This is a genomic window from Hymenobacter lutimineralis (genome assembly GCF_008271285.1).
In the GTDB taxonomy this organism is placed as follows: Bacteria; Bacteroidota; Bacteroidia; order Cytophagales; family Hymenobacteraceae; genus Hymenobacter; species Hymenobacter lutimineralis.
In genome coordinates this window covers 41902-57528 of sequence record NZ_VTHL01000002.1, presented here as the reverse complement: position 1 = coordinate 57528, position 15627 = coordinate 41902, and the positions used below count along the sequence as shown (strand labels likewise).

General features: G+C 54.4%; 27 protein-coding genes and 2 pseudogenes. All 29 read left to right on the top strand.

Translation table 11 applies throughout. From position 1 onward, the window contains the following. The first annotated feature begins 112 nt into the window (after positions 1–112). The 29 genes and pseudogenes from rplC (at position 113) to rplQ (ending at position 15449) form a co-directional block, all read left to right on the top strand. Positions 113–727: a 50S ribosomal protein L3 gene (rplC, locus tag FY528_RS02565; protein WP_149069435.1), complete on the top strand. Its 615-nt coding sequence runs from the start codon at positions 113–115 to the stop codon at positions 725–727. A gap of 9 nt (positions 728–736) precedes the next feature. After that, positions 737–1375: a 50S ribosomal protein L4 gene (gene rplD, locus FY528_RS02560; protein ID WP_149069434.1), complete on the top strand. Its 639-nt coding sequence runs from the start codon at positions 737–739 to the stop codon at positions 1373–1375. Next, complete coding sequence (rplW, locus tag FY528_RS02555) at positions 1375–1662, top strand: 50S ribosomal protein L23 (RefSeq protein WP_149069433.1); 288 nt, start codon at positions 1375–1377, stop codon at positions 1660–1662. The genes rplD and rplW overlap by 1 nt, the downstream gene beginning before the upstream one ends. A 41-nt stretch (positions 1663–1703) precedes the next feature. After that, a complete protein-coding gene (gene rplB / locus FY528_RS02550) occupies positions 1704–2531 on the top strand; it encodes a 50S ribosomal protein L2 (RefSeq protein WP_149069432.1) in 828 nt (275 codons plus the stop codon). A 3-nt stretch (positions 2532–2534) separates the two neighbouring features. Next, entirely contained in the window at positions 2535–2813 is a 279-nt protein-coding gene (gene rpsS, locus FY528_RS02545; protein WP_149069431.1) for a 30S ribosomal protein S19, read from the top strand. A gap of 3 nt (positions 2814–2816) precedes the next feature. Continuing rightward, a pseudogene (gene rplV / locus FY528_RS02540) lies at positions 2817–3218 on the top strand (50S ribosomal protein L22); the annotation flags it as partial. Between the two features lie 83 nt (positions 3219–3301). Continuing rightward, positions 3302–4180: a 30S ribosomal protein S3 gene (gene rpsC / locus FY528_RS02535; RefSeq protein WP_149069429.1), complete on the top strand. Its 879-nt coding sequence runs from the start codon at positions 3302–3304 to the stop codon at positions 4178–4180. 40 nt (positions 4181–4220) lie between these two features. Next, positions 4221–4643 carry a 50S ribosomal protein L16 gene (gene rplP / locus FY528_RS02530; RefSeq protein ID WP_149069428.1) on the top strand — a complete coding sequence of 141 codons (423 nt, stop codon included), beginning with the start codon at positions 4221–4223 and terminating at the stop codon, positions 4641–4643. A gap of 5 nt (positions 4644–4648) precedes the next feature. Beyond that, positions 4649–4861, top strand: coding sequence for a 50S ribosomal protein L29 (rpmC, locus tag FY528_RS02525; protein WP_149069427.1), 213 nt, complete (start codon positions 4649–4651; stop codon positions 4859–4861). Between the two features lie 2 nt (positions 4862–4863). Continuing rightward, complete coding sequence (gene rpsQ, locus FY528_RS02520) at positions 4864–5154, top strand: 30S ribosomal protein S17 (protein ID WP_149069426.1); 291 nt, start codon at positions 4864–4866, stop codon at positions 5152–5154. A 1-nt stretch (position 5155) separates the two neighbouring features. After that, entirely contained in the window at positions 5156–5524 is a 369-nt protein-coding gene (gene rplN / locus FY528_RS02515; RefSeq protein ID WP_045688459.1) for a 50S ribosomal protein L14, read from the top strand. 3 nt (positions 5525–5527) lie between these two features. Further along, a pseudogene (gene rplX / locus FY528_RS02510) lies at positions 5528–5776 on the top strand (50S ribosomal protein L24); the annotation flags it as partial. 29 nt (positions 5777–5805) lie between these two features. Further along, the gene (rplE, locus tag FY528_RS02505) at positions 5806–6366 is read left to right on the top strand and encodes a 50S ribosomal protein L5 (RefSeq protein WP_149069424.1); all 561 of its coding nucleotides are present in this window, start codon (positions 5806–5808) and stop codon (positions 6364–6366) included. Continuing rightward, positions 6359–6628, top strand: coding sequence for a 30S ribosomal protein S14 (gene rpsN, locus FY528_RS02500; RefSeq protein ID WP_149069423.1), 270 nt, complete (start codon positions 6359–6361; stop codon positions 6626–6628). Before rplE ends, rpsN begins: the two co-directional genes overlap by 8 nt. A gap of 197 nt (positions 6629–6825) precedes the next feature. Next, positions 6826–7224, top strand: a complete 399-nt coding sequence (rpsH, locus tag FY528_RS02495) for a 30S ribosomal protein S8 (RefSeq protein WP_149069422.1) — start codon at positions 6826–6828, stop codon at positions 7222–7224. 20 nt (positions 7225–7244) lie between these two features. Next, the gene (gene rplF, locus FY528_RS02490; RefSeq protein ID WP_149069421.1) at positions 7245–7799 is read left to right on the top strand and encodes a 50S ribosomal protein L6; all 555 of its coding nucleotides are present in this window, start codon (positions 7245–7247) and stop codon (positions 7797–7799) included. Positions 7800–7808: 9 nt separating this feature from the next. Continuing rightward, complete coding sequence (gene rplR, locus FY528_RS02485) at positions 7809–8159, top strand: 50S ribosomal protein L18 (protein ID WP_149069420.1); 351 nt, start codon at positions 7809–7811, stop codon at positions 8157–8159. A 6-nt stretch (positions 8160–8165) separates the two neighbouring features. Further along, positions 8166–8759 (top strand): 30S ribosomal protein S5, encoded by a 594-nt coding sequence (rpsE, locus tag FY528_RS02480; RefSeq protein WP_232066431.1) that lies wholly within the window; start codon positions 8166–8168, stop codon positions 8757–8759. Positions 8760–8766: 7 nt separating this feature from the next. After that, positions 8767–8946 carry a 50S ribosomal protein L30 gene (gene rpmD, locus FY528_RS02475; RefSeq protein WP_149069419.1) on the top strand — a complete coding sequence of 60 codons (180 nt, stop codon included), beginning with the start codon at positions 8767–8769 and terminating at the stop codon, positions 8944–8946. Between the two features lie 14 nt (positions 8947–8960). Then, positions 8961–9404: a 50S ribosomal protein L15 gene (rplO, locus tag FY528_RS02470; protein ID WP_149069418.1), complete on the top strand. Its 444-nt coding sequence runs from the start codon at positions 8961–8963 to the stop codon at positions 9402–9404. Positions 9405–9418: 14 nt separating this feature from the next. Further along, entirely contained in the window at positions 9419–10735 is a 1317-nt protein-coding gene (secY, locus tag FY528_RS02465) for a preprotein translocase subunit SecY (protein ID WP_149069417.1), read from the top strand. 7 nt (positions 10736–10742) lie between these two features. Beyond that, positions 10743–11513, top strand: a complete 771-nt coding sequence (gene map, locus FY528_RS02460) for a type I methionyl aminopeptidase (protein WP_149069416.1) — start codon at positions 10743–10745, stop codon at positions 11511–11513. Between the two features lie 4 nt (positions 11514–11517). After that, positions 11518–11736, top strand: coding sequence for a translation initiation factor IF-1 (infA, locus tag FY528_RS02455; RefSeq protein WP_022822146.1), 219 nt, complete (start codon positions 11518–11520; stop codon positions 11734–11736). 68 nt (positions 11737–11804) lie between these two features. Then, positions 11805–11921: a type B 50S ribosomal protein L36 gene (gene ykgO, locus FY528_RS02450; RefSeq protein ID WP_034256541.1), complete on the top strand. Its 117-nt coding sequence runs from the start codon at positions 11805–11807 to the stop codon at positions 11919–11921. 27 nt (positions 11922–11948) lie between these two features. Beyond that, positions 11949–12326, top strand: coding sequence for a 30S ribosomal protein S13 (gene rpsM, locus FY528_RS02445; protein WP_149069415.1), 378 nt, complete (start codon positions 11949–11951; stop codon positions 12324–12326). 80 nt (positions 12327–12406) lie between these two features. Continuing rightward, a complete protein-coding gene (gene rpsK / locus FY528_RS02440) occupies positions 12407–12799 on the top strand; it encodes a 30S ribosomal protein S11 (protein ID WP_022822149.1) in 393 nt (130 codons plus the stop codon). Between the two features lie 115 nt (positions 12800–12914). Beyond that, on the top strand, positions 12915–13520 hold the full coding sequence (rpsD, locus tag FY528_RS02435; protein WP_149069414.1) for a 30S ribosomal protein S4: 606 nt from the start codon (positions 12915–12917) through the stop codon (positions 13518–13520). 153 nt (positions 13521–13673) lie between these two features. Then, positions 13674–14663, top strand: coding sequence for a DNA-directed RNA polymerase subunit alpha (locus FY528_RS02430; RefSeq protein WP_149069413.1), 990 nt, complete (start codon positions 13674–13676; stop codon positions 14661–14663). A gap of 213 nt (positions 14664–14876) precedes the next feature. Beyond that, positions 14877–15449 (top strand): 50S ribosomal protein L17, encoded by a 573-nt coding sequence (gene rplQ, locus FY528_RS02425; RefSeq protein ID WP_149069412.1) that lies wholly within the window; start codon positions 14877–14879, stop codon positions 15447–15449. The last annotated feature ends 178 nt before the right edge of the window (positions 15450–15627 follow it).

Here is a 15627-nt window from a genome sequence, read left to right as displayed (position 1 = left end):
AATATTTTAGAAAGGGGTTGGAAAATGAGCCAACAATTCCCTAGCTTTGCACTCCCATTCCGAAAACGCCGTTCGGGCGTTTTCGCTGTGTCATTTTATAAACCCCAAACGAATGCCTGGCATCATCGGTAAAAAAATCGGTATGACAAGCCTCTTCACTCCGGACGGGAAGAACATTCCCTGCACGCTCATCGAGGCGGGTCCGTGCGTAGTGACGCAGGTTAAGACCATCGAAACGGACGGCTACGCAGCCATCCAACTCGGCTACGGCGAGAAAAAAGCCAAGAACACCAACAAGCCCCTGGCTGGGCACTTCGCCAAAGCGGGCACTACGCCCAAACATAAACTCGTTGAGTTCCGCACCGACGAGGTATACGCAACTGGCAGCGAAATCAACGCTACCCTCTTTGAGGAAGGCGAATTCGTTGACGTGGTAGGTACCTCCAAGGGCAAAGGTTTCCAGGGCGTAGTGAAGCGTTACAACTTCGCTGGTGTAGGCGGGCAGACCCACGGTCAGCACAACCGTCTGCGTCACCCCGGTTCTATCGGTGCCTGCTCCTGGCCCTCGCGCGTATTCAAAGGAATGCGCATGGCGGGCCGTATGGGCGGCGACCGGGTGAAAATTCAGAACCTGAAGGTGCTGCGCGTAGTAGCCGACAAAAACCTAATCGTAGTAAGCGGTTCGGTTCCCGGCTCCCGGAACTCTTACGTGGTACTTGAAAAATAACCCCGAGAGATGGAACTGTCAGTATTAAATATCAAGGGTGAGGACACCGGCCGTAAGGTAACGCTGTCGGATGCCATTTTCGGCATCGAGCCCAACGAGCACGTAATGTACCTCGACGTAAAGCAGTACTTGGCCAACCAGCGCCAAGGCACGCACAAGTCGAAGGAGCGGAACGAAGTAAGCGGCACTACCAAGAAGCTGAAAAAGCAAAAAGGTACGGGCGGTGCCCGCGCTGGTAGCATGAAGTCGCCTGTTTTCATTGGTGGTGGCCGGGTATTCGGTCCTCAGCCCCGTGACTACGGCTTCAAGCTGAACAAGAAGACCAAGCGCTTGGCCCGTCTGTCGGCTCTGTCGACGCTGGCTCAGGATGGCAAAATCGCGCTGGTGGAAAACATTCTGCTGGACGCTCCCAAAACCAAAGAGTTTGTGAACATCCTGGCTGGTCTGAAGCTGAACAACGGCAAAAAGACCCTGCTGGTAACGGGCGAAGTTGACAAGAACGTGGTTCTGTCGGCTCGCAACGTGCAGAAAGTGAAAGTGGCAACGCCGGTGGCGCTGAACACGCACGACCTGCTGAACACCGACACGCTGTTGCTGTCGGAGGCTGGTCTCACGGCTCTGGAACAACTCTATACCTCCGCTGAATAATGAGCACGCTGAAAAAACCCATCGTGACCGAGAAGGCCACGGGCCTGAACGAAAAAGGGCAGTACGTTTTCCAAGTAGAGCGCACGGCCAATAAGGTTCAGATCAAAAAGGACATCGAGCAGCTGTACGGCGTGACGGTAACGGGCATCAGCACGATCCGCACCAACGGTAAGCTCAAGTCCAAGTTCACGAAGACCGGCGCCGTAGCAGGCCGCCGGGCACATGGCAAAAAAGCCATTGTTACCGTGAAGGAAGGCGACGTTATCGACTTCTACAACGGCATCTAAGGCTTCGCCTTCCTGCAATAGAGCATTTCTAAGCTAGCGTAATGGCACTCAAAAAACTAAGACCAACATCACCGGGTCAGCGCTTCCGCATCGCCCCGGCCTTCGACGAGATTACGACGTCGGAGCCGGAGAAGTCGCTGTTGGCACCCCTGAAAAAATCCGGTGGCCGCAATGGTGCGGGTAAAATGACCAACCGTTACATCGGTGGTGGTCACAAACAAAAATATCGTGTTATCGACTTCAAGCGGGATAAGGCTGGTGTTCCAGCTACCGTGAAGACGATTGAATACGATCCGAATCGGACGGCGCGCATTGCCCTGCTGAACTATGCCGACGGTGAGAAGCGTTACATCATCGCCCCCGCGGGTGTTGAGGTAGGCGCTACCGTGGTGTCGGGTACAGGTGCAGCTCCGGAAGTAGGCAACGCCCTTCCGTTGCGCGAAATCCCCCTGGGTACCATCGTGCACAACATCGAACTGATTCCCGGCAGCGGCGCTGCTATGGCTCGTTCGGCCGGCACGTACGCCCAGTTGGTGGCTCGTGAAGATCGGTATGCTACCCTGAAACTGCCTTCCGGTGAGATGCGCATGGTACTCGTTACCTGCATGGCTACCGTAGGAACTGTTTCGAACGGTGACCACATGAACGTACGTCTCGGCAAAGCCGGTCGTAACCGTTGGTTGGGCCGTCGTCCACGCGTACGTGGTGTAGCTATGAACCCTGTAGATCACCCCATGGGTGGTGGTGAAGGTCGTTCGTCGGGTGGTCACCCACGCAGCCGTAACGGCATCTTCGCTAAGGGTCAGAAGACGCGCAACAAGAACAAGTACTCTGAGCAGCTCATCGTTAACCGTAAAGGCAAGAAGTAAGCAATGGCACGTTCGCTAAAAAAAGGGCCGTACATTGACTTCCGGCTCGAGAAGAAAGTTTCGGCAATGGAAGACTCCGGCAAAAAGTCGGTGGTGAAGACTTGGTCTCGCCGCTCGATGATTTCGCCTGACTTCGTTGGCCACACCTTCGCCGTTCACAACGGCAATAAGTTCATCCCGGTTTATGTGACGGAAAACATGGTAGGACACAAACTCGGTGAGTTTGCTCCCACCCGCAACTTCCGTGGTCACATTGCCAAGAAAGATAAAGGCAAGCGCTAATCGATGGAAGCAGTAGCTAAACTCCGTAATGTGCCCACCTCGCCGCGCAAAATGCGCTTGGTGGCCAACCTGGTACGCGGTCAGAAAGTGACCCGTGCTTTGGGCCTGCTGAAATTCGAGGCAAACTCTGGTGCTGCCCGCGTCGAGAAACTGCTCCTGTCGGCTTTGGCCAACTGGCAGCAGAAGAACGAGGACGAGCGTATCGAAGATGCTAACCTCTACATCAAAGAGATTTTCGTGGATGAAGGCCGCCAGCTGAAGCGTCTGCGCCCCGCCCCCCAGGGCCGTGGCCACCGCATCCGCAAGCGCAGCAACCACGTGACGCTGATTCTGGATTCGAAAGTAGAACCGCTCGGTAGCAAAGCTGCCGCTCAGCAGGCTGCCGAAACCAAGTCTGCCGATAACGCCGCCGCTCCGAAGAAAACCACTCGTCGCAGCTCGGCCAAGAAATCCACTGAAACCACGGCAGAAGCCACCGCATAAGCACTATGGGACAGAAAGTAAATCCGGTTGGCTTCCGTCTGGGCGTCATCAAAGGATGGGACTCGAACTGGTACGGCGGCAAGGATTTTGCCGACAAGCTGGTGGAGGACGAGAAAATCCGCAAATACATCATGGCTCGTATCCCGAAAGGTGGCATTAGCCGCATCGTGATTGAGCGTACCCTGAAGCGTATCACCATTACCATCAACACGGCTCGCCCGGGGGTGGTAATCGGTAAAGGCGGTCAGGAAGTTGATAAGATCAAGGACGAACTGAAGCAGATTACCGGCAAAGACGTTCAGATCAACATCTTCGAAATTAAGCGTCCGGAACTCGACGCCAAGCTGGTAGGGGAGAGCATTGCCCAGCAGCTGCAGGCGCGTATCTCGTTCCGCCGCGCTATGAAGATGAGCATCCAGGCAGCTATCCGCGTTGGTGCCGAAGGCATCAAAATTCAGTGCGGTGGCCGTTTAGGTGGTGCTGAAATTGCTCGCTCCGAGCAATACAAGGAAGGCCGCACTCCGCTGCACACGCTGCGTGCCGATATCGACTATGCGCTGTCTGAAGCTCAGACGGTATATGGCAAAATTGGTATCAAGGTATGGATCATGCGCGGTGAGGTATTCGGCAAGCCCGATTTGTCGCCCAACCAAGTTCCTGCTAACCAAGGCAACGATACCCGTGGTGGTAACGACCGTGGCCCGCGTGGTGAGCGTGGCGACCGTGGCGGCGACCGTGGCCCACGTCGCGACCGGAATGACCGGGGTGGCGAAGGCCGTGGCGGTGACAACCGTGGTGGTCAGGGTGCCGGCGGCCAGCGTCGCAGCGGTGGTGGCCCCGGTGGCCAGAACCGGGGCGGTCAAGGTGGCGGCCCCCGTCGCTAGGCCTTTTCCTTTCTCTCGCATCTCAATTCAAGAATAACTCATGTTACAGCCGAAAAGGACCAAGTATCGCAAGATGCAAAAGGGTCGCGTGCATGGCCTAGCCTACCGCGGCAGCTCCATTGACTTCGGTTCGTTTGCCATCAAGTCGCTCGAAACGGCTTGGATCACGGCACGACAGATCGAAGCGGCCCGTATCGCCATGACCCGCGCTATGAAGCGTGAAGGCCAGGTGTGGATCCGGATTTTCCCCGACAAGCCAATCACCAAGAAACCAGCCGAAGTGCGGATGGGTAAGGGTAAAGGTTCTCCAGAGTACTGGGTAGCCGTTGTGAAGCCCGGCACCATCATGTTCGAATCGGATGGGGTTACCCTGGAGGTGGCGCAGGAGTCGCTGCGTCTGGCCGCGCAAAAACTGCCGGTACGTACGCAATTTGTTGTTCGTCGCGACTTTCAAGAAGCATAATCAAGATGAAGAACGCTGATATCCGTGCCCTCTCCGTTGAGGACCTGAAAAACCAGATCAAGACCGAGCAGACCAATGGCCAGAGCCTGCGCTTCGCGCACGCTATTTCGCCCCTGGAAAACCCGATCCGTCTGAAGCAAAGCCGCAAGAATGTTGCCCGTCTGCTGACCGAGTTGAAGCGTCGCGAGAACGAGCAGACTACTAACCCTGCTAACTAACGATGGCAAGCAACGCAGAACAGCAGGCAACTACCGCCCCCGAGCGGAACCTGCGCAAAGAAATCATCGGGCGCGTTTCCTCCACCAAGATGGACAAGTCCATCACGGTGGTTGTGGAAAGCAAAATGAAACACCCGATCTACGGCAAATTCGTGACCAAGTCGACCAAGTTTATGGCCCACGACGAGAACAACGAATGTGGCGAAGGGGATACGGTTCGCATCATGTCGACCCGTCCGCTGAGCAAGAACAAACGCTGGAGATTGGTAGAAATCGTAGAACGCGCCAAGTAAGATGATACAGCAAGAATCCCGTCTGACCGTCGCTGATAACAGCGGCGCCAAAGAAGTTCTCTGCATCCGTGTCCTCGGTGGCACGGGCAAGAAATACGCCAGCGTAGGCGACAAGATTGTAGTAGCCATTAAGTCGGCTATTCCTTCCGGCAACGCTAAAAAAGGCGCTGTATCGAAAGCTGTGGTTGTGCGCACGAAGAAGGAAATCCGCCGTAAGGATGGTTCCTACATTCGTTTCGACGACAACGCAGCCGTACTGCTCAACAACAACGACGAGCCCCGCGGTACCCGTATTTTCGGCCCCGTGGCCCGCGAACTGCGCGAGAAGCAGTTCATGAAAATTGTTTCGCTGGCCCCTGAAGTTCTCTAAGCAATGGCAACGAAAACGAAAGCAACGCCCGCGAAACTGCATGTGAAAACCGGTGATACCGTTCTGGTAATTGCTGGTGACGAGAAAGGCAAAACCGGTGTAATCAAATCGGTGAACCGCTCGACGCAGCGTGTTATCGTGGAAGGCCTGAACCTGGTGACTAAGCACAACAAACCCAGTGCAAAGAACCCCCAGGGCGGCATTACGAAGATTGAAGCCGGCATTCACGTGAGCAACGTGAAGGCGGTGGAATCGACCAACCGCTAACCTGCCCTACCACAATGGCTCGACTCAAAGAGAAATACCAAAAAGAAGTAGTACCGGCGCTCCAGGAGAAATTCCAGTTCAAGAGCATCATGCAGGTACCACGCATCACCAAGATCTGCATCAACCGCGGTATCGGCGCAGCCGTAGCCGACAAGAAGCTGGTCGACAACGGAGTGGACGAGCTGACCATCATCACCGGTCAGAAAGCCGTTCCTACCATCGCCAAGCGCTCAGTGTCGAACTTCAAACTGCGTGAAGGCATGCCTATCGGTGCGCGTGTAACGCTCCGCGGCAATCAGATGTACGAGTTCCTCGACCGTCTGCTGACTGTAGCGCTGCCCCGCGTGCGTGACTTCAAAGGCATCAACGACAAAGGCTTCGATGGCCGTGGTAACTATACCCTAGGCATCAAGGAGCAAATCATCTTCCCGGAAATTTCGATTGACAAAATCAAGTCGATTGCCGGTATGGATATTACCTTCGTAACGACGGCCGAAAACGACGAACAGAGCTACGAGCTGCTGCGCGCCTTCGGAATGCCGTTCGCTAACGCCAAGAAACAAAACAATGGCTAAGGAATCGATGAAAGCCCGGGAGCGGAAGCGCGTTGCTGTCGTAGCCCGTTATGCCGAGAAGCGCAAGGCCCTGAAAGCGGCTGGCGACTACGAAGGTCTGGACAAACTGCCCCGCAATGCTTCGCCCGTGCGTTTGCACAACCGCGACAAAATTGACGGCCGCCCCCGTGGCTATATGCGCAAGTTCGGCATCAGCCGGGTGCGCTTCCGCGAAATGGCGCTGGCCGGCAAGATTCCTGGCGTGACCAAGTCTAGCTGGTAGTACCACTGCTGTTGTCTTCCTTCGTTTTTTGAGCAAGACAACATTACATGGCAGGTTGCCAAAAGAAACCATTGGCCGAGCCTTCATAAGCCGAGCCGAGTAGTCTTAACCGAAAATTTCGTCGCCCCTTTCTGTGGCGGCGAAATTTTCCTATCTTTGCGGCCCCTAGAATTAGGAGCTTCTTTTCTACATTCTCAATGAATACAGATCCAATTGCCGACTACCTGACCCGGGTACGCAATGCCATCAAGGCAAACCACCGGGTAGTAGAGATTCCGGCCAGCAACATCAAAAAGGAAATCACGAAAGTGCTCTACAAAAAAGGGTACATTCAGAGCTACCGTTTTGATGATGCCGCAGTACAAGGCACGATCAAAATCGCGCTGAAGTACAACCCCACTACCAAGGCTCCTGCCATCACCAAGTTGGAGCGCATCAGCTCGCCTGGTCTGCGCACGTATGCTCACGTAGAAAACCTGCCCCGCGTACTGAGCGGCTTGGGTATTGCAATTCTGTCGACGTCCAAGGGCGTGATGACGGAGAAAGAGGCGAAAGCCGAAAACGTGGGCGGCGAAGTGCTGTGCTACGTCTACTAATCTGAAAGGAAAACGAGACTATGTCACGCATTGGTAAACTGCCCATCAGCCTGCCCGCCAACGTGCAGGTTGAAGTGAGCAACGAAAATACGGTAACCGTAAAGGGCCCGAAAGGCACTTTGGTGGTTCCGGTGGACCGCGACATCATCGTGGCCCAGGAAGACGGCCAGCTGGTTGTTTCCCGTCCGACGGAACAGAAGCGCCACAAGGCTATGCACGGTCTCTACCGCTCGCTGCTGAACAACGCCATCAGCGGCGTTAGCAACGGTCTGGAAGAGAAGCTGGAGCTGGTAGGTGTAGGTTACAAAGCCTCGATGGCTGGTAACACCCTGGAACTTGCGCTGGGCTATTCGCACAACATCTTCCTGGCACTGCCGAAAGAGGTAACTGCAACGGCGGTAACTGAAAAGGGTAAGAACCCTATCGTTACCCTCACCAGCATCGATAAGCAACTGCTGGGTCAAGTAGCTGCTAAAATTCGTTCCCTGCGTAAAGTTGAGCCTTACAAAGGCAAAGGCGTACGCTTCGTGGGCGAGCAGATTCGTCGTAAGGCTGGTAAAACGGCTTCGAAATAACATCACACCATGGCTTTCGATAAAGCAACTAGAAGAAAACGGATCCAGCGCATCATCCGCACTAAGGTGGCTGGCACGTCCGAGCGCCCGCGTTTGTCGGTGTTTCGCAGCAATACGGGCATCTACGCTCAGATTATTGACGACACCATCGGCCGCACGCTGGCAGCTGCTTCCTCGAAGCACGTTTCGGTGGTAGGGGGCAACGGAGTCGCCCTCGCCGCCGCAGTCGGCAAAGAGCTTGCCGCCCGTGCTCAGGAAAAAGGCATTACGAAAGTGGTATTTGACCGTTCGGGTTACCTCTACCACGGCCGTGTAAAATCATTGGCAGAAGGTGCCCGCGAAGGCGGCCTTAATTTCTAACGCATCATGGCAGAATTCAACAACAACCGTGGTGGCGGTAATGACCGGGGCGGCAACGACCGTCGTGGTGGTGGAAACGACCGAGGCGGTAACCGTGACCAGGCTCCCCGCGCGGCTGAGTCCGATCTGAAAGAAAAAGTGGTTGCTATCAACCGCGTAGCGAAAGTAGTAAAGGGCGGTCGTCGCTTCAGCTTCTCCGCCATCGTGGTAGTAGGTGACGGCAACGGCACCGTAGGCTACGGCCTCGGCAAAGCCAACGAAGTAACGGACGCCATTGCTAAAGGCATTGACGACGCGAAGAAGAACTTGGTGAAAGTGCCGCTGTACAAGCACACTGTTCCTCACGTGATGGAAGGCAAGTACTCCGGTGGTTTCGTACTGGTTCAGCCAGCTGCTGCCGGTACCGGTGTAATTGCTGGTGGTGCTATGCGTGCTGTGTTCGAAAGCGCCGGCATCAAAGACGTACTGGCCAAGTCGAAAGGCTCGTCTAACCCCCACAACGTGGTGAAGGCAACCTTCGACGCGCTGCTGAAAATGCGTGACCCCATGCAAATTGCACAGGCTCGCGGTATCACACTCGCCCAAGTATTTAACGGTTAAGAGTCAGATGGCGCAGATCCAAATTAAACTCGTGAAAAGCGTTATCGACCGCCCAGAGCGTCAGAAACGCACGGTGAAGGCCCTTGGCCTCGGCAAAATGGGTAGCACCAAGAGCGTGGAGAACACGCCTCAGGTTGCTGGCATGGTAAACGCCGTGAAACACCTGTTGGAAGTAACCGAACTGTAGGAAGTATCTCGATCATGAATCTCAGCAATCTCAAACCCGCCGTTGGTGCTACCCGCAATGAAAAGCGTGTAGGCCGTGGTACGGGTTCCGGCCGTGGCGGCACTTCAACGCGCGGTCATAAAGGTGCCAAGTCCCGCTCGGGCTACTCCAAAAAGTCCGGCTTCGAAGGTGGCCAGATGCCCCTGCAGCGCCGCGTGCCTAAGTTCGGCTTCAAGAGCCTGAACCGCGTGGAGTACAAAGCCATCAACTTGGACGTACTGGCTAGCCTCACTGAGGGTGGCGTTACTACCTTGGATTCGGCTTTCTTCGTAAATGCTGGTCTGGCCTCGAAAAACGCCAAGATTAAAATTCTGGGTCGTGGCGAAATTGCTACGGCGGTGGAAGTACACGCCCACGCCTTCTCAAAATCGGCTGTAGAAGCCATTGAGAAAGCCGGTGGTAAAGCTGTGACGCTGTAAAGTCATAATCGGCGATGAAAAAGTTTATCGAAACGATAAAGAACATTTTTGCGATTGAAGATCTGCGTACGCGGATCTTCAATACGCTTTTTTTCATTGCCATCTATCGGCTAGGCTCCTTCGTGGTGCTGCCCGGAGTTGATGCTACCCGTCTGAAACAAGGCGCCGCAGGCATTTTCGGTATTCTGGATACGCTCCTCGGGGGCGCTTTCAGCAACGCATCGATTTTTGCACTGGGCATCATGCCCTATATCTCGGCTTCCATTGTATTGCAACTGCTGACGATTGCGGTGCCGTACTTCCAGAAGCTGCAGAAAGAGGGTGAGTCGGGACGCAAGAAAATCAACCAGTACACCCGTATTCTCACCATTCCCATTGTTCTGGCTCAGTCGGTCGGCTTTATTGCTACCATTAATGCTGATGCCATTATCAATCCGGGCGTGCTGTTCACGGTATCATCGATGATTATCATCACCGCTGGTACGCTGTTCTGCATGTGGCTTGGTGAGAAAATTACTGATAAAGGCATCGGCAACGGTATTTCCATGATCATCATGATCGGGATTGTATCACGTTTTCCCGGCGCCATTATCGGTGAAGCAGCTGCTAAAGGATTGAATGGCGCACTCATTTTCCTGTTGGAACTGGTGGTGCTCTTCTTCGTAGTCATGGCGGTGATTGTATTGACTCAGGCTGTGCGCCAGATTCCAGTGCAATATGCCAAGCAGATAGGCGGTACCGCTCAGCTTAACTCCCAGCGTCAGTTCATCCCTATGAAGGTGAACGCAGCGGGGGTGATGCCAATCATTTTTGCCCAGTCGCTCATGTTTGTGCCGGCCATTGTGGCCTCGGTATGGCAGAACGACAGCGACCTAGCCAACACCATTGGCGTTAAGTTCTCGGATTACACTTCCTGGGAGTACAACTTGGTATTCGGGACGCTCATTCTGCTGTTCACGTATTTCTATACGGCTATCAGCGTGAACCCCAACCAGATTGCCGACGACCTGAAGCGCAGCGGCGGTTTCGTACCTGGCGTGAAGCCCGGCGCTGATACCTCCGAGTACATTGACGAAGTATTGACCCGCATTACCCTGCCCGGCGCGCTGGCGCTGGCGCTGATTGCCATTTTCCCGGCTATTGCCCTGCTATTCGGGGTGACGCGTCCGTTCTCAGCCTTTTACGGCGGAACTTCGCTCATCATTATGGTAGGCGTGGTACTGGATACGCTCAACCAGGTACAGAGCTACCTGCTGATGCGTCACTACGACGGCATGATGAAGTCGGGTAAAGTGCGGGGGCGTTCGACGCCAATTGCTATGGCATCCTAATTCGGTCATGATCTTCTACAAGACCGAGGAAGAAATCGAACTAATGCGAGCCAGCGCGAAGGTGCTGGCTCAGGCTCACGGCGAAGTCGCGGGCATGATTCGGGAAGGAGTGACTACGCGGGAACTAGACCTTCGCGCGGAAGAGTTCATCAAGGATCATGGCGGGCAGCCTTCGTTTAAAGGCTACAATGATTTCCCCTTCAGCCTTTGCATCTCGCCCAACTCGGTGGTGGTGCACGGTTTCCCAAGTGACTATACCCTGAAAAGCGGGGATGTCATCTCGGTAGACTGCGGCGTGCTGCTGAATGGCTACCACGCCGATAGCGCCTATACTTACCCGGTAGGGGAGGTGGCGCCAGAGGTACTGGAGCTGCTCGAAGAAACCAAGAAGTCACTGTACCTCGGTATCGAGCAGGCAGTGGCGGGTAACCGGATGGGCGACGTCAGCTTTGCTATTCAGAATCACGTGGAAAAGCGTGGGTACGGTGTAGTTCGGGAGTTGGTTGGTCATGGTATCGGCCAGAAGCTGCACGAGCGGCCGGAAGTACCCAACTATGGAAAACGTGGTTCGGGATTGAAGCTGCAAACGGGTTTGGTGCTAGCCATTGAGCCCATGGTAAACCTTGGTACCAAGAGTGTGGTTCAGGAGAAAGATGGTTGGACCATCCGCACCAAAGACCTCAAGCCTTCGGCGCACTTCGAGCATACCGTGGTAGTCAGAAAAGACAAGGCGGAAATTCTTACCTCCTTCGAATACATAGAAAAAGCCTTACAGTAGCCTTATGGCCAAACAAACTTCCATTGAGCAGGACGGAGTCATCCTGGAAGCCCTTTCCAACGCCATGTTCCGAGTGGAGCTGGAGAACGGTCACCAGTTGATTGCCCACATTTCGGGCAAGATGCGGATGCACTACATCAAGATCCTGCCGGGAGATAAGGTAAAGCTGGAAATGTCGCCCTACGACTTGTCGAAGGGACGAATTGTGTACCGTTACAAGTAGCGGGTCTTAGGGACTTCGGTTCCTGTACCAAGACCCCAAGACCCTAAGCTCCTAACAACTCCATCCACATGAAAGTCAAAGCGTCCGTTAAGAAGCGCAGCGCCGACTGTAAGGTAATTCGCCGCAAGGGCAAGCTTTACGTCATCAACAAAAAGAACCCCCGCTACAAACAGCGTCAAGGGTAGTAGCACCAGACTTTTTTAAAAAAGCACATGGCTCGTATTGCAGGGGTAGATATCCCAGACAACAAGCGCGGTGAAATCGCGCTGACCTACATTTTCGGCATCGGTCGTCCTTCGGCCCAGCAGATCCTTACCAAAGCAGGCATCGACCTGAACAAGAAGGTGAAAGACTGGACGGAAGCTGAGGCTGGTGAAATTCGTAGCATCATTGCTGCTGAGTTCAAAACCGAAGGTGTGCTGCGCTCAGAAGTGCAGCTGAACATTAAGCGCCTGATGGACATCGGTTGCTACCGGGGTCTGCGTCACCGCAAAGGTCTGCCGGTTCGTGGTCAGCGTACCAAGAACAACTCGCGTACCCGCAAGGGCAAGCGCAAGACCGTTGCTGGCAAGAAGAAGGCTACTAAATAATCTGTAGCGGGAATCGAAGCCCGGCTTTCCGGACTGGATAGCCGGCTTCAACACCTTCCGCAGTTTTTCGCGATAACCAAATGGCACAAAAAAGAAAAGACAAAGCCAAGAAGCGCGTTGTTGTTGTTGAGCCCGTAGGCCAGGTACACATCAAAGCCTCGTTCAACAACATCATCATCTCCATCACCAACAACAACGGCCAGGTTATTTCCTGGGCGTCGGCTGGTAAGATGGGCTTCCGGGGTTCTAAAAAGAACACCCCCTACGCAGCTCAGATGGCTGCCACGGATTGCGGCAAAGTAGCTCACGACCTGGGCATGCGCAAAGCCGAGGTGTTCGTAAAGGGTCCGGGTGCTGGCCGTGAATCGGCTATCCGCACGCTGGGTAACGTGGGTATTGAGGTAACGACCATTAAGGACGTGACGCCGCTGCCCCACAACGGCTGCCGTCCTCCCAAACGTCGTCGCGTTTGATTTAGCGAACTGGCCTTCATTGGCCAGCGGTATTGGAAGATGGTTCTGGCCTACAAGGCTGCACTAGTTACCCAATGCACGCGGTTCAACCCCCTCAACACACAACAACCCCGAAATGGCACGTTATACTGGTCCTAAAACCAAGATTGCCCGTCGCTTCAATGAGCCGATCTTCGGCCCAAGCAAGGCACTCACCAAGAAAGCATACCCCCCCGGCCAGCACGGCCGTGGTCGTCGTAAGAAGCAAAGCGAGTACGCTGTCCAGCTGATGGAGAAGCAGAAAGTGAAGTACATGTACGGCGTCCTAGAAAAGCAGTTCGAGAACCTGTTCCACAAAGCGGCTACGCTGCCCGGCATCACCGGTGACAACCTGCTGGCTTTGCTGGAGTCGCGCCTCGACAACACGGTGTACCGTTTGGGCATTGCGCCCACGCGCCGGGCTGCTCGTCAGCTTGTACTGCACAAGCACATCACGGTGAACGGTGAAGTAGTAAACATTGCTTCCTACAAGCTGCGTGCCGGCGGCGTTGTTGCCGTACGTGAAAAATCGAAGTCGCTGGAAGCCATTACGACCAGCCTCAGCGCCCGCAACGCCCGTGCTTTCTCGTGGCTGGAGTGGGACGGCAAGGAAATGGTGGGCAAGTTCATCAGCGCCCCCTCGCGTGACCTGATTCCGGAGAAAATCACGGAGCAGCTCATCGTCGAGTTGTACTCGAAGTAATCTTGGCGGCCCGGCTTCGGCTGGGCCTGCTGTTGCTTCGATTTTTTTCCTTGTTACAAATTGGAACTGAGTTTGGGTATTGAGTACGAAGCAGCTAACTAGAGGCGCTTTCTACTTAATACCCATTGCTCAATACTAAAAAACGCCCCACTTATGTCAATCTTAGCTTTTCAAATGCCGGAGAAGGTAGTGATGGAGAAATCCGACGACTTCTACGGAACGTTTGAATTTAAACCGCTTGAGAAAGGCTACGGCGTCACGATCGGCAACGCATTGCGCCGTATCCTGCTGTCGTCGCTGGAGGGCTACGCTATTACGTCGGTTCGGACCAGCAGCGTACTGCACGAGTTCATGACCATCGAAGGTGTGATTGAGGACATGTCCGAAATCATCCTCAACCTGAAGCAAGTCCGCTTCAAGAAGGTGAGCGACGCCATCGAGGACAAAATCACGGTTCGGATCAAAAACCAAGAAACCTTCACGGCCGGCGACATCAGCAAGTTTACCAACGGTTTCCAGGTGCTGAACCCGGATTTGGTGATCTGCAACGTAGACCCCGCTACCGAGCTGGAGTTTGAGTTCACCATTCAGAAAGGCCGTGGCTACGTTCCCGCTGAGGAAAACAAGCCCGCCGATCAGGTATTTGGTCAGATTGCCATCGACGCCATCTTCACGCCTATCAAGAACGTGAAGTACAGCATCGAAAACACCCGGGTAGAGCAAAAGACCGACTACGAGAAGCTCCTCATCGAGATTCACACGGACGGCTCTATTCACCCCGAGGACGCACTGAAAGGTGCCGCTCATATCCTGATTCAACACTTCATGCTGTTCTCCGACAGCACCATGACCTTCGAAACGGCCAAAGCCGAGGAAGAGGAGACGGTAGATGAAGAAACCCTGCACATGCGCAAAGTCCTGAAAACGCCGCTGGCGGACATGGACCTGAGCGTGCGCGCTTACAACTGCCTGAAAGCGGCCGACATCAAAACCCTTGGTGACTTGGTGCAGCTGGATATGGCAGACATGATGAAGTTCCGCAACTTCGGTAAGAAGTCGCTGACCGAGCTGGAAAACCTCGTAGAGGAAAAAGGTCTGACCTTCGGGATGGACCTGGGCAAGTACAAGCTCGACGAAGAATAGGTGTTAATGTGAAAATGTGCTGAATGTGTCAGATGTGTGAAAAGCACAGTGACTACATCAGCACATTTTTCATTTAACGCCTTCCGAATAGTAAACTCAATTTTCACGTTTCCTTTTTTCACTAGTAGGCCCAAGGAACAACGGTTCTAATGAGAGAGCTGCACTTGCTTTCCGCCGTGGTCGTTGCTCGCAAGCCTACACTTTCTTTTTTTTATGCGTCACGGTAAAACCATCAACCACCTCGGCCGCACGGCCTCTCACCGCAACGCGATGCTCTCCAACATGGCATCGTCGCTGATCGTGAGCAAGCGTATCACCACCACGGTAGCTAAAGCCAAAGCACTGCGCAAGTTTATCGAGCCCCTGCTGACCAAGTCGAAGAGCGACACAACGCACTCACGTCGTACCGTATTCGCTACGCTGCAGAACAAAGAGTCCATCAAGGAGCTGTTCGACGTTGTAGCTGGCAAAATTGCGAACCGCCCCGGTGGCTATACCCGCATTATTAAGCTGAGCGACTCCCGTTTGGGCGACAACGCCGAAATGTGCGTAATCGAGCTGGTTGACTACAACGAAACCCTACTGGAAGCCAAGTCGGCCGGCGAGGCCAAAACGACTACCCGTCGTTCGCGTGGCAAGAAGAAAGCCGCTGGTGCTGAAGTAGCCGCTCCGGCTGCTGAGGCTGCTCCAGTTGCCGCTGCTGCTACCGAGGTATCGGCTCCGGAAGACACGGCTACGGAAACCCTGAAAGAAGGCGAAACCCGCGAGGAGAAAGCCGCCGAGTAGTTGGTTTCGTAAGCTGAGCTTACAACCCGAAAAGGGACGTACCGCAAGGTGCGTCCCTTTTTTCTTGCCCAGGTCGCACGGTTGTTCGATGGATTTTTCCTACAGTTCACCAGGAGTTTTAGCGGCTTGGCAGGATAGGCAGCGGGAGGAGGGGCCTAAACGGCGTGCTTTGAGTCAT

Bases quoted from the DNA above. Each gene is read 5' to 3' on its own strand.
- rplC (WP_149069435.1), top strand. From the start codon at position 113: ATGCCTGGCATCATCGGTAAAAAAATCGGTATGACAAGCCTCTTCACT.
- rplD (WP_149069434.1), top strand. From the start codon at position 737: ATGGAACTGTCAGTATTAAATATCAAGGGTGAGGACACCGGCCGTAAG.
- rplW (WP_149069433.1), top strand. From the start codon at position 1,375: ATGAGCACGCTGAAAAAACCCATCGTGACCGAGAAGGCCACGGGCCTG.
- rplB (WP_149069432.1), top strand. From the start codon at position 1,704: ATGGCACTCAAAAAACTAAGACCAACATCACCGGGTCAGCGCTTCCGC.
- rpsS (WP_149069431.1), top strand. From the start codon at position 2,535: ATGGCACGTTCGCTAAAAAAAGGGCCGTACATTGACTTCCGGCTCGAG.
- rpsC (WP_149069429.1), top strand. From the start codon at position 3,302: ATGGGACAGAAAGTAAATCCGGTTGGCTTCCGTCTGGGCGTCATCAAA.
- rplP (WP_149069428.1), top strand. From the start codon at position 4,221: ATGTTACAGCCGAAAAGGACCAAGTATCGCAAGATGCAAAAGGGTCGC.
- rpmC (WP_149069427.1), top strand. From the start codon at position 4,649: ATGAAGAACGCTGATATCCGTGCCCTCTCCGTTGAGGACCTGAAAAAC.
- rpsQ (WP_149069426.1), top strand. From the start codon at position 4,864: ATGGCAAGCAACGCAGAACAGCAGGCAACTACCGCCCCCGAGCGGAAC.
- rplN (WP_045688459.1), top strand. From the start codon at position 5,156: ATGATACAGCAAGAATCCCGTCTGACCGTCGCTGATAACAGCGGCGCC.
- rplE (WP_149069424.1), top strand. From the start codon at position 5,806: ATGGCTCGACTCAAAGAGAAATACCAAAAAGAAGTAGTACCGGCGCTC.
- rpsN (WP_149069423.1), top strand. From the start codon at position 6,359: ATGGCTAAGGAATCGATGAAAGCCCGGGAGCGGAAGCGCGTTGCTGTC.
- rpsH (WP_149069422.1), top strand. From the start codon at position 6,826: ATGAATACAGATCCAATTGCCGACTACCTGACCCGGGTACGCAATGCC.
- rplF (WP_149069421.1), top strand. From the start codon at position 7,245: ATGTCACGCATTGGTAAACTGCCCATCAGCCTGCCCGCCAACGTGCAG.
- rplR (WP_149069420.1), top strand. From the start codon at position 7,809: ATGGCTTTCGATAAAGCAACTAGAAGAAAACGGATCCAGCGCATCATC.
- rpsE (WP_232066431.1), top strand. From the start codon at position 8,166: ATGGCAGAATTCAACAACAACCGTGGTGGCGGTAATGACCGGGGCGGC.
- rpmD (WP_149069419.1), top strand. From the start codon at position 8,767: ATGGCGCAGATCCAAATTAAACTCGTGAAAAGCGTTATCGACCGCCCA.
- rplO (WP_149069418.1), top strand. From the start codon at position 8,961: ATGAATCTCAGCAATCTCAAACCCGCCGTTGGTGCTACCCGCAATGAA.
- secY (WP_149069417.1), top strand. From the start codon at position 9,419: ATGAAAAAGTTTATCGAAACGATAAAGAACATTTTTGCGATTGAAGAT.
- map (WP_149069416.1), top strand. From the start codon at position 10,743: ATGATCTTCTACAAGACCGAGGAAGAAATCGAACTAATGCGAGCCAGC.
- infA (WP_022822146.1), top strand. From the start codon at position 11,518: ATGGCCAAACAAACTTCCATTGAGCAGGACGGAGTCATCCTGGAAGCC.
- ykgO (WP_034256541.1), top strand. From the start codon at position 11,805: ATGAAAGTCAAAGCGTCCGTTAAGAAGCGCAGCGCCGACTGTAAGGTA.
- rpsM (WP_149069415.1), top strand. From the start codon at position 11,949: ATGGCTCGTATTGCAGGGGTAGATATCCCAGACAACAAGCGCGGTGAA.
- rpsK (WP_022822149.1), top strand. From the start codon at position 12,407: ATGGCACAAAAAAGAAAAGACAAAGCCAAGAAGCGCGTTGTTGTTGTT.
- rpsD (WP_149069414.1), top strand. From the start codon at position 12,915: ATGGCACGTTATACTGGTCCTAAAACCAAGATTGCCCGTCGCTTCAAT.
- FY528_RS02430 (WP_149069413.1), top strand. From the start codon at position 13,674: ATGTCAATCTTAGCTTTTCAAATGCCGGAGAAGGTAGTGATGGAGAAA.
- rplQ (WP_149069412.1), top strand. From the start codon at position 14,877: ATGCGTCACGGTAAAACCATCAACCACCTCGGCCGCACGGCCTCTCAC.